This window comes from Halomicrococcus pelagicus (assembly GCF_051917725.1).
Taxonomy (GTDB): domain Archaea; phylum Halobacteriota; class Halobacteria; order Halobacteriales; family Haladaptataceae; genus Halomicrococcus.
In genome coordinates this window covers 747685-757899 of the sequence record NZ_JBQBLX010000002.1, presented here as the reverse complement: position 1 = coordinate 757899, position 10215 = coordinate 747685, and the positions used below count along the sequence as shown (strand labels likewise).

General features: G+C 68.5%; 13 protein-coding genes. 6 read left to right on the top strand and 7 right to left on the bottom strand.

Annotation, left to right across the window (positions count from 1 at the left end):
* Window positions 1-60: 60 nt before the first annotated feature.
* The gene (locus ACTF4R_RS08750) at window positions 61-1329 is read right to left on the bottom strand and encodes an inorganic phosphate transporter (RefSeq protein ID WP_440007461.1); all 1269 of its coding nucleotides are present in this window, start codon (window positions 1327-1329) and stop codon (window positions 61-63) included.
* Window positions 1330-1449: 120 nt separating this feature from the next.
* On the opposite strand from ACTF4R_RS08750, the gene ACTF4R_RS08745 reads away from it, so the two are divergent.
* Complete coding sequence (locus ACTF4R_RS08745; protein ID WP_440007460.1) at window positions 1450-1899, top strand: acyl-CoA thioesterase; 450 nt, start codon at window positions 1450-1452, stop codon at window positions 1897-1899.
* Between the two features lie 11 nt (window positions 1900-1910).
* On the opposite strand, the gene ACTF4R_RS08740 is transcribed toward ACTF4R_RS08745, so the two are convergent.
* Genes ACTF4R_RS08740 through ACTF4R_RS08725 form a run of 4 tightly spaced genes read right to left on the bottom strand, consistent with a single transcriptional unit; the run spans window position 1911 to window position 3876 of the window.
* Window positions 1911-2417 (bottom strand): YkgJ family cysteine cluster protein, encoded by a 507-nt coding sequence (locus tag ACTF4R_RS08740; protein ID WP_440007458.1) that lies wholly within the window; start codon window positions 2415-2417, stop codon window positions 1911-1913.
* 52 nt (window positions 2418-2469) lie between these two features.
* Complete coding sequence (locus ACTF4R_RS08735; protein WP_440007457.1) at window positions 2470-2739, bottom strand: DUF7520 family protein; 270 nt, start codon at window positions 2737-2739, stop codon at window positions 2470-2472.
* A 26-nt stretch (window positions 2740-2765) separates the two neighbouring features.
* Window positions 2766-3563: an MBL fold metallo-hydrolase gene (locus tag ACTF4R_RS08730; protein ID WP_440007455.1), complete on the bottom strand. Its 798-nt coding sequence runs from the start codon at window positions 3561-3563 to the stop codon at window positions 2766-2768.
* A 49-nt stretch (window positions 3564-3612) separates the two neighbouring features.
* Window positions 3613-3876 (bottom strand): MarR family transcriptional regulator, encoded by a 264-nt coding sequence (locus tag ACTF4R_RS08725; RefSeq protein WP_433623138.1) that lies wholly within the window; start codon window positions 3874-3876, stop codon window positions 3613-3615.
* Window positions 3877-4028: 152 nt separating this feature from the next.
* Here ACTF4R_RS08725 and ACTF4R_RS08720 point away from each other — a divergent pair, with 152 nt between their 5' ends.
* Window positions 4029-4427 carry a PPOX class F420-dependent oxidoreductase gene (locus tag ACTF4R_RS08720; RefSeq protein WP_440007453.1) on the top strand — a complete coding sequence of 133 codons (399 nt, stop codon included), beginning with the start codon at window positions 4029-4031 and terminating at the stop codon, window positions 4425-4427.
* 49 nt (window positions 4428-4476) lie between these two features.
* On the opposite strand, the gene ACTF4R_RS08715 is transcribed toward ACTF4R_RS08720, so the two are convergent.
* Window positions 4477-4635: a hypothetical protein gene (locus tag ACTF4R_RS08715; protein ID WP_440007451.1), complete on the bottom strand. Its 159-nt coding sequence runs from the start codon at window positions 4633-4635 to the stop codon at window positions 4477-4479.
* 164 nt (window positions 4636-4799) lie between these two features.
* Here ACTF4R_RS08715 and ACTF4R_RS08710 point away from each other — a divergent pair, with 164 nt between their 5' ends.
* Window positions 4800-5945: a DUF373 family protein gene (locus ACTF4R_RS08710; RefSeq protein ID WP_440007450.1), complete on the top strand. Its 1146-nt coding sequence runs from the start codon at window positions 4800-4802 to the stop codon at window positions 5943-5945.
* 53 nt (window positions 5946-5998) lie between these two features.
* Window positions 5999-6649: a helix-turn-helix domain-containing protein gene (locus ACTF4R_RS08705; RefSeq protein ID WP_440007448.1), complete on the top strand. Its 651-nt coding sequence runs from the start codon at window positions 5999-6001 to the stop codon at window positions 6647-6649.
* 6 nt (window positions 6650-6655) lie between these two features.
* Here ACTF4R_RS08705 and ACTF4R_RS08700 read toward each other — a convergent pair whose 3' ends face one another.
* Complete coding sequence (locus tag ACTF4R_RS08700) at window positions 6656-8029, bottom strand: NAD(P)/FAD-dependent oxidoreductase (RefSeq protein ID WP_440007446.1); 1374 nt, start codon at window positions 8027-8029, stop codon at window positions 6656-6658.
* A gap of 136 nt (window positions 8030-8165) precedes the next feature.
* Between ACTF4R_RS08700 and ACTF4R_RS08695 the strand changes: the two genes are divergently transcribed.
* On the top strand, window positions 8166-9179 hold the full coding sequence (locus tag ACTF4R_RS08695) for an N-acetyltransferase DgcN family protein (RefSeq protein ID WP_440007445.1): 1014 nt from the start codon (window positions 8166-8168) through the stop codon (window positions 9177-9179).
* Window positions 9176-10213, top strand: coding sequence for a dipeptide epimerase (locus ACTF4R_RS08690; RefSeq protein ID WP_440007443.1), 1038 nt, complete (start codon window positions 9176-9178; stop codon window positions 10211-10213). The genes ACTF4R_RS08695 and ACTF4R_RS08690 overlap by 4 nt, the downstream gene beginning before the upstream one ends.
* The last annotated feature ends 2 nt before the right edge of the window (window positions 10214-10215 follow it).

Here is a 10215-nt window from a genome sequence, read left to right as displayed (position 1 = left end):
AAGCGCCTTCGGAGCGGCCCGCGTCGACGCCCGTCCGGGCGTCGGAACGCGGCGAAGGGGTCAGAGGACGAGGAGAAAGAGGAGGTACGACCCGACCGCCGAGAGCGTCGGCGAGAGCACCCAGAGGATGACGATTCGGCTGGTCGCCGCCGGGTCGAACAGGCTCTCTGCGGTCAGTTCGTCCAGCTTCTCCTCGCCGATGGGCGGCACCTCCGGCGGCTCCTCCGCGGCCTGCTCGACCTGCTGTGCGCTCTCGCCGCTGGCGAGCGTACCGACGGTCGGTCCCTCCGGAGTCGTCTGCTCGGCTTCGGGACCCGCGAGCGCGCCCGTCGTCAGTTCCTGGCCGAGGTCGGTAGCCGCCTCGGTGTCGGCGGCGGTCGCGGCCACCTCCGCGAGGGTGACCGCGCGACTCGCCCGCCCCCAGCCGAGACCGATGATGCAGCAGGTCGTGCTCACCGCGAGGCTCGCCGGGATGCCGAGTTGCGAGAGCACGGTGATTATGGTCGCGCCGACGATGGAGACGACGAGCGCCGCCAGGATGGGGAGGTCGGTGATGCCGTCGCCGACGGTGGCGAGCGTCCGGCGCGCGATGGTGAACCCGCCGAGCCCGATGGTCGCGATGGCGAGCAGGATGCCCTGCTCTATCGTCACCGCGCCGTTGCCGACCAGCGGAGCGACCGCGTTGGCGGCGTTCGACGCGCCTGCGCTGAACCCCATGTAGCAGGCGATGACGACGACGAGCACCGCGCCGACGACGTCGCGCGGCGACGCGTTCTCGTTCAGGCGCGGGCGCGGCATCGCCCCCGAGCGGTCGAACTGCACCAGCGGGTCCTCGATGCGCGTGAAGGCGATACGGGCGTCGAGGTGCGGGTAGAGGTACCGACCGACGGCGACGCCGACGAGGAACGCGACGAGCGGCGCGACGATCCAGGCGGAGACGATGGTGAACATCAGCGACTCCCGGAGGGTGTCCGTGGCGAGTCCCAGTCCGACGATGGCCCCGACGGCCGTCATCGACGTGGACGCGGGGACGCCGTAGAGGTTCGACAGCAGGAGCGCCGCCCCGGCGAAAAAGAGCACGCCGACGCTCGCCGCGGGCGTGAACTGGCTCGCCGGGACGATACCGTCGCTCATCGTGTCGATGACGTTCCGCCCGACCGTCCACCCGCCCCAGAAGGCGAAGACGGTGAACAGCGCCGCAGCAGTCACTTTGCCGACGATGCGACTGCCGACCGCCGGTCCGAACGCGACGCCGGTCGAGGAGCCGCCGATGTTGTAGCCGACGAACGCCGCGACCAGCAGACCGATGACGACCAGTGCTGACACCATCGAGAGGTTCCAGACGGGGTACGACGACGACGGTACTACTATTTTTGAAAGACGTTCGATAGTTTCCGTCGAGCCGCGGTGGCCGGAAACGGCTAACGCCTCCCGCGACCAACGTCAGCTATGCCGACGCTGATGGACACGTACATCGAGAACCGCGAGCGCGTACAGCCCAACCACGCGAACAACTACGAGACTGCCCACGGCGGCGTCGTGATGAAGTGGATGGACGAGATCGGCGCGATGTCGGCGATGCGCTTCGCGGGCGAGACCTGCGTCACCGCCAGCGTCGACCACATGGACTTCCAGCGGCCCATCCCGGTCGGCGACACGACCGTCATCGAGTCGTACGTCTACGACGCCGGGCGGACGAGCGTGAAGGTCCGCCTGAGCGCCTTCCGGGAGGAACCCCGGACCGGCGAGCGCGAGAAGACCACCGAGTCGCACTTCGTCTACGTCGCGGTCGACGACGACGGGAAACCGACGCCGGTCCCCGAGTTCGCCGTCGAAACCGACCGCGAGACCGAACTGCGGGAGGCCGCCGTCGAGGCCGACCCGCACTCCCACTCCTGACCGCCCGAACGCTACAACTCCCGCTCCGAGTCGGGGTCGTCGAGGTCCCAGAGATACTCGGGGAGGAACGCCTCCAGGTTGTCGACGACCTTCCGGTCGCCGACGTTCATCCCCTCGCAGTGCTCCCGGGCCGACTCCCGGACGGAGACGTGGATGTCGCCCGCCTCGGCGCGCACCGAGAGCGGGAACACGGAACAGCGCGCCGGCTTCCAGTCGTCTTCGGCGTGGAGTTCACAGAGGCCGTCCTCGCGGAGGAAGTAGCAGGCCCGGCCGTCATCGCCGGCGTGGTCGTGGTCTTTCTCCTCGCGGACCACGAAGTCCTCGCCGCGGAACTGGGTCGTCGCCTCGTTCAGGTTCGCTCGCTTCGCCAGTTCGAGGAACTCGCGGTCGTACACGAGGACGCCGTGGTGACAGCACCACGTACACTCCGAGACGCAATCGAAGGTCAGCCCCGGGTCGAACTCGACGACGGCCTCCTTGCCGGGGTACACCTCGACGCGCCTGTCGTCGGCGCTCACGGACGGGGGTAGCCGGCGCGGTCAGAAAGTTCTCGCGGTTCCGGACCCGGACCTATCGCGTCGACCTGCCCGCGTCCTCGTCGTACCGCGACACGACCGAGACCAGGCCGAACAGCGCCGCGAGGACGACCGTCGTGAGCACCATCCCGAACAACGCCATCGACAGCGGCGACATCTGGAACTGCGTTACCAGCAGGTCCATCGACCGGCCGCGCTCCTGACCGGTCGTGCCGACGACGAAACCCAGTCCGCCGGTCGCCAGGACGACCGTCGCCGCGGCGGCCAGGAAGATGGGGCGACCGGAGATGATGCGTTCGCTCATCGTTTCCACCTACTCGCTCCCCGCGGTTACCGTTTGCTATCCGCCGGGACAGCGCGTCGACCGTTCCACGACACGCTCCCCTCCACGTCGAGTTTCTCCAGGTGTGCGGCCACGGTCGCCTCCGCCAGTCCGCGGACGCCGGCGAGGTCCTTGTCGTACGCCGCGTCGGTCACCTCCGCGAGCGTTCGCGCGCCACCGTAGACGGCGTCGCGCACCCGGGCCTCCCGGGCGAGGCGGTGGTCGAGCAGCCGCCGGAGTTGCGCGCGCGGGTCGTCGATGGCGGGGCCGTGACCCGGATAGAGCACGCGGGGGTTCCGGGCGTACAGCCGCCGGAGCGACGTGAGGTACACGCGCAGGTCGCCGTCGCCCGCCGCGGCGTGGTCGTCGTCCGAGGCCGGGCGCTTCCCCGCGACCACGACGCTCCCCTCGGCGACCACCAGATCGCCCGTGAGTACGGCGTCGTCGTACTGGAGTGCGACGTGGTCTGGAGCGTGACCGGGCGTCTCGACGACCGAGAGGGGACCGACCCGCGTACCGTCGCGGAACGTCCGGTCCGGGTCGACCCCGGTGGCGTCGGCGAACCGCCGCTCGCGGCCGGCCCGCGCCCAGACGGTCGCGTCGCAGGCGGCGGCGTAGTGGGCGACGCCGCCGACGTGGTCCGGGTGGGCGTGCGTGACGAGCACGTGGTCGACCTCGCGGTCCGCGACGGCGCGGTCCAGGTCGTCGGTGCGACCGGCCGGGTCGACGAGCGCGTTCTCGACGAGGTAGGCGTTCGTCGTTCCGCCCGGTGCGTACGTCCCCGTCGGAACCGGAATCGTCTCCATGGCCGGGGTCAGGTCGGCGGGAGCAAAAAGTCGGTCGGAGGGCGAAGGGTCAGTCGTCGAGGATGTAGACCTGCTTGCGCGCGTCGCGGAAACTGTGGCGGGAGGTGACGAGGTCCACTTCTTCGAGGCGGTTCAGCGCGTAGCGGACGGTGCGGTCGGGGAGCAGCGACTCCTCCGCGAGTTCGCCCTGCGTGAGCGGCGCGTCGGTCTCCAGGACCTTGGCGACCAGTTTCGCGCTCGGGGGGAGTTCGCGGAGACGCTCGCGGAAATCGGGAGAGCTTTCGGGAGAGTCGTTGGTCGTCGTCGTGCTCATGTTTCCTCTGCTCCCGAGCGGAGTGGTAAATGTTGGCTATATGGGCATCCAAACAACATGGAGTCCTTTAGGGTGTTAATATCACCATCAACTGCCGGAGAGACGCGTTGGCCGGCGGAAAGCTTCTCCAGGGGAGGCGTCGTTGGGGACGTATGGAGACGATTCCCGAGTCCTTCCACGACCTGTTCGAGCGGAAGTCGTTCGGTAACTTCGCCACCGTCATGCCGGACGGGACGCCGCAGGTGACGCCGGTGTGGGTGGACTACGACGGCGACCACGTGCTCGTCAACACCGCCCGCGGTCGCCAGAAGGAACGGAACGTTCGGCAGAATCCGAAGGTCGGAATCTCGGTGTTCGACCCCGAGGACCCCTACCGCTACGTCTCCGTCCGGGGGGAAGTCGACGAGGTGACCGAGGACGGGGCGGTAGAGCACATAAACGAACTCGCGCAGCGGTACATGGGCCGGGAGGAGTATCCGAATCTCGGCGAGGAGCGCGGGGCCCGCGTTCTCGTCAAGATACGGCCGGACCGCGTCGTCACCAGCGGATAGCCGACCGGCACCGGTCGCGTCGGTCGGCCGTCCCCACGGTGCTCGTCGGCTACCGTCGTCGGTCGGTCTGCGGCGGTCCGCTGTGGCGGTCGTACGTCCCGACGACGTGTTTGCAGTCGGGACAGTGGACGATGACGAGTCGGCCCCGTTCGTGGCGAACCAGGTCCTCGGCCACGAACTCCCTGTCGCAGTGGTTACACGTCGGCATCTGGAACTCCCGGGCTACCTACGAGCGCCAGGTACAAATCGCTTCGCGCCGGTTCGTCGACGGGCCGAGACGGACCGCCGCCGTTTCACGTGCCGCCGTTTCGCGTCGCGACTACCAGTACCGTGGACATTTTTATCCCCCGACCGTCTGGGTTCGAACACCGAATGAGCACACTGGTCGTGTGCGTCGACCGCAACGACGACATCGGACGCAAGACGGGACTGACGATGCCGGTCGCCGGTTGGGAGGCGGTCCGGTCGCTCGTCACCGAAGTCGGACTCGCGGACCCGGAGGACTCCAGCGTCAACTGCCTGCTCGAGACGCTCCGGGTCGCTCGTAACTTGCGGGACGGCGACGAGGAGACCACGGTCGCAGTCATCTCCGGCACCGCCGAGACGCGCGTCGGTGCCGACCGAGCGGTCGCCACGCAGATGGACGAACTCGTCGCCGAGTACGGGCCGGACTCGGCCGTCATCGTCATCGACAGCGCCGAGGACGAACGCCTCGTCCCCATCGTCGAGAGCCGCGTGCGGGTCGACGCCGTCGACCGCGTCGTCGTCCGGCAGGCCCGCGACATCGAGTCGACGTACTACCTGCTCAAGCAGTTCCTCGCCGACGAGGAACTCCGACAGACCGTGCTCGTCCCCACCGGCATCGCGCTCATCGTCTTTCCAATCCTGCTGATGCTGACGGGACCCGCCATCGCCACGTCGGCAATCACGACCGTCATCGGCCTGTTCGTCCTCTACAAGGGACTGGCCATCGGCGACTACCTCCGCGACCTGCCGGCGGAGGCCCGCGACGCGCTCTACTCCGGGCGGGTCTCCATCGTCACCTACGTCGTCGCGGCGGGCCTGTCGCTCATCGGCGTGTTCGCCGGCGCACTGCGGGTGTCGTCGCCGTCGTTCGGCGCTGGCGAGGGCTACCTGATGCCGGTGATGGGGTTCGTCTTCGAGGGCGTGCCGTGGCTCGCGGTGGCCGCGCTCGCCGCCAGCACCGGTCGCCTGCTCGACGAGGCCATCCGCAACGACCGCGTGAGCAACTCCTACCTCAACCTCCCGTTCGGCGTGCTGGCGGTCGGCCTCGTCGTCCGCGGATTCTCGGCGTACTTCCTCCAGAGCCAGGGGCTCATCGACCCCGTCGTCGTCCCCCACCTGGAGATCGGGCAGACGACCGTCCCGGAGTTCCCGCTCGACCCCGGGACGCGGCTGGCGGTGTACGTCGTCCTCGGCGTGTTCGTCAGCCTCGTCGGCGTCCGCGTGGCGTCGTACGTCAGCGACACCACGCTGGAAGAGGAACTCGTGGAGTAGAGGGTTCGGGGTCGGCAACAACCCATACAACGAGGCGTCGAAAAAGGTGGTCCATGGCCGCCATCGTCGAACTCACCGTCGACAGGACCGAGTTCGCCCTCGGTCGAGCGTTACGGGAGATGTCTGTCGAACTCGAGCGCATCATCCCCACGGACGACACCCGGATACCGTTCTTCTGGGCGAGCGGCGGCGACACGGAGTCCTTCGAGCGACACGTCCGCACCAGCACGTACGTCGAGAACCTCGAACCCCTGGAGACGGCCGGCGACCGCAGGCTCTACCGGGTCGAGTGGACGGGGGAGTACGACGACCTGCTCGGCGGTATCATCGAACACGACGGGACGATACTCCAGGCGCGAACGGTCGAGGACCAGTGGGTGTTCCGCCTCCGCTTCCCCGCCGAGGGAGACGTCACCGGATTCTACGGCTTCTGCGTAGAGCGTGACATCGACGTAGGGGTAGAGAAGGTCCACCGCTCCATCGACGACGCGGAGCGGGAGGTCGGGAGCGACCTGACGGCCGAACAGCGCAAGGCGCTCGTGCTCGCGTACGAACAGGGGTACTTCGAGACACCGAAGGAGGTGTCGCTCGAGGAGCTCACAGACGAGCTCTCCATCTCGCCGCAGTCGCTCTCCAAGCGCATCCGGCGGGGGAACGAGACGATACTCGGCAAGGTGCTCCCCTCGACGAACGCGTCGAACTGACCGCGGCTACTCCGGACTGACGACTCGCTTCCTGCCCGAGATGCGGTCGGCGCACTCGTAGCCCGCGACGATGCCGCCGTTCAGGCTGCGCTCGGGGTACTGGGCCCTGCTCGCCATCCCGGCGTAGTAGACGCCGTCGGCGACCTCCTCGGAGAGGTCGTAGGGGACGACCAGGTCGAGGTAGCCGCGCTCGTAGACGGGCGCGGCGCGCGGGTTGCGCGCGAGGCGGAACTGCTTCACCTGCGATCGGTCCCACTCCGGGAACATCTCCTCGATGTGGCCCATCCACAGCTCCTCTATCTCATCGTCGTCCATCTGCCAGAGGTCCTCCTCGTAGTCCTGCACGTAGCTGGCGACGTACAGCAGGTGGTCGCCGCCGTAGCGTTCCGGCGGGATGTAGTTCGTGTGTTCGACGAGCGCGCCGAAGGGAGCGTCGTGACCGATGTTGAGCCAGTAGGTGTCGGTCAACTGGTCCTCCATCGTCACCAGCGCACAGACCGCGCCCTGGAAGTCTACCTCGCACTCGTAGCCCGTGAGGGATTCGAGCACGTTGGGCATCGCGGCGACGACGACGCTCTCGACGTCGTGGGTCTCCGTCTGCGCCCCGCCGTCGGCTTCCGCCGGCGCGGCTTCGGCCTCCGATTCGGCCATCTCGGCCGTGAGCGACCGCACCTCGCCGTCCTCGACGTCGAGGTCGGTCACGCGAGCGCCCGTCGTGATGTTCTCCTCGCCGACCGCGTCGACGAGCGCGTCGACGAGCTGGCCGAACCCGCCGGTGAGGTAGCCGAGCGGTTCGCCCCGGAGCAGGTCGCGCTCGCCGCGGAACTTGATGCGACCGAGCAGCCACGCGGCGCTCACGTCGTCCTTCCGGGAGCCGAACTTCGCGTCGAGCAGGGGTTCGAAGAAGTTCTCGTAGACCCCCCGGCTGGTGTGCTCGACCAGGAACTCCCTGATGGGAACGTCCTCGAAGTCCTCGAGGCGCTCGTAGGTGTCGAACTTCGGAATCCCGCCGCGGACGTCTATCTCCTGGGTCAGCATCGTGAGCCGGAACTTGTCGTACACGCTCATGTGCGGGTACGCAAGTATCTCCCAGGGCTTGTCGAGCGGGTGGACGACGCCGTCGACGTAGTAGGCGTTCTTGCCGATGGGCCAGCGCAGGTCGTCGCCGAGACCGAGTTCCTCGATGAGGTCGACGATGGTCTCCTCGGACTTCGAGAGGTGGTGATAGAACTTCTCGATGCGGTCGCCGTCTGTCTCGTAAGTCGCGGCGAGACCGCCGAGGTCGTCGCTCGCCTCGAACACCTGCACGTCGTACCCCTGCTGCTGGAGGCGGTAGGCGGCGCTCAGTCCGGCGATTCCCCCACCGACGATACCTATCATGGTCCTTTCGTTCGACGCGCTCCGGAATACGTGTTACGACAGCGGTCGTCGGCAGTTGCCGCGAACCTCTCGGACCGCTAACCAGCACGCTGCCGGGAGAGACGCCTTTAAGCTACCGTGGGACGACCTGCCGCGCATGCAAGTAGCAGTGCTCGCTCACGAGAAGTTCCCCGACCGGGCGAAGACCGCGGTCGGCATCCTCCGGTACGCCGACTACGACGTGGCCGCCGTGCTCGACCGCGACCGGGCCGGCGAGCGCGTCGCCGACCACGTGCCGGACGTCCAGGACGCGCCCATCGTCGCCGGGATGGACGACGTTCCCGAGGTCGACGCGCTCGTCATCGGCATCGCTCCCATCGGCGGCGGCTTCGACGAGTCGTGGCGACCGGACGTGACGACCGCGCTGGAGCGCGGTTGCGACGTCATCTCGGGCCTCCACTACTTCCTCGAAGACGACGAGGAGTTCGCCGCGCTCGCCGAGCGCCACGACTGCGACCTCCGGGACGTGCGCAAACCCCACGAGGACCTCTCGGTCAGCGACGGCGTGGCGGCGGACGTGGACGCCGAGGTCGTCCTGACGGTCGGCACCGACTGCTCGGTCGGGAAGATGACGGCGACGCTGGAACTGGTCGAGGCCGCCCGCGAGCGCGGCGTCGACGCCGGGTTCGTCCCGACGGGCCAGACCGGCATCATGATAGAGGGCTGGGGCAACCCCGTCGACCGCGTGGTCAGCGACTTCACCGCGGGCGCGGTCGAGGAGATGATCGTGGAGACGGGCGACGAGCACGACTACCTCTTCGTGGAGGGCCAGGGCAGCATCGTCCACCCCGCCTACTCCGCGGTTACCTGCGGCATCCTCCACGGGTCGATGGCGGACTCGCTCGTCCTCTGTCACGAGGCCGGCCGCGAGGTCGTCCACGGCTACGAGAGCTTCGACCTCCCGCCGATTCCGGAGTACGTCGACCTCTACGAGGACCTCGCGCGCCCGGTCCACGAGACCGAAGTCGTCGCGGGGATGCTGAACACCGCCGACCTCGGGAGCGACGAGGCGGCGCGCGAGGCGGTCGAAGGGTTCGCGTCCGAACTCGACGCGCCCGCGACAGACCCCATCCGTTTCGACGCCGACGACGTGCTGGAGGCGATACTGTGAGCCTCGCGACCGAGTTCGAGCGCCTGTCCCTGCCGCTCGAACACGCGTTCACCATCTCCCGGGGCACCCAGACCACCGCCGAGAACGTCGTCGTTCGAATCGAGGACGCAGACGGCACCGTCGGCGTCGGCGGGGCCGCACCGTCCACGCACTACGGCGAGACGGCCGACACGGTGGAGGCCGTGCTGCCGGACCTGCTCGCCGTCGTCGAGGACGTGGGCGACCCCCACCAGCTAGAGCGCATCGAGCGTCGAATGCGCGAGACGGTCGCGCGCAACCCCGCCGCGCGCTGTGCGGTGAGCATCGCGCTCCACGACCTCGTCGCCAAGCGCGCCAACCTGCCGCTGTACCGCTACTGGGGGCTGGACCCCGACGAGACGGTCGAGACCTCGTTCACCATCGGCATCGACGACACCGACGTGATGCGCGAGAAGACGGAGGAGGCGGTCGCCGCGGGCTACTCCACGCTGAAGGTGAAGGTCGGCACGGACCGCGACGAGGAGATAATCGGCGCGGTCCGGGACGCCGCGCCGGAGGCGACGGTCCGCGTCGACGCGAACGAGGCGTGGTCGCCGCGCGAGGCGGTCCGCAAGATAGACGCGCTCGAAGCGTACGACGTGGAGTTCGTCGAACAACCGGTGCCGGCGGAGAATCCCGACGGGATGGCGTTCGTCCGCGAGCGCGCCGCGCTCCCCATCGCGGCCGACGAGTCCTGCGTCACCCTCGGAGACGTGGCCGAGGTGGCGGGGACGGCCGACATCGCCAACCTCAAGCTGATGAAATGCGGCGGTCTCCGCGAGGCGATGCGGATGATTCACGCCGCGCGCGCCGAGGGACTGGAGGTGATGCTGGGGTGCATGATAGAGAGCAACGCGAGCATGGCGGCCGCCGCCCACCTCGCGCCGCTGCTCGACTACGCCGACCTCGACGGCTCCCTGCTGCTCGCCGAGGACCCCTACGACGGCGTCCCGATACCCGAGGGCGACGTCGACCTCGCGGGCCTCGACCGGCCCGGGACGGGTGCCGAGAGGTGAGT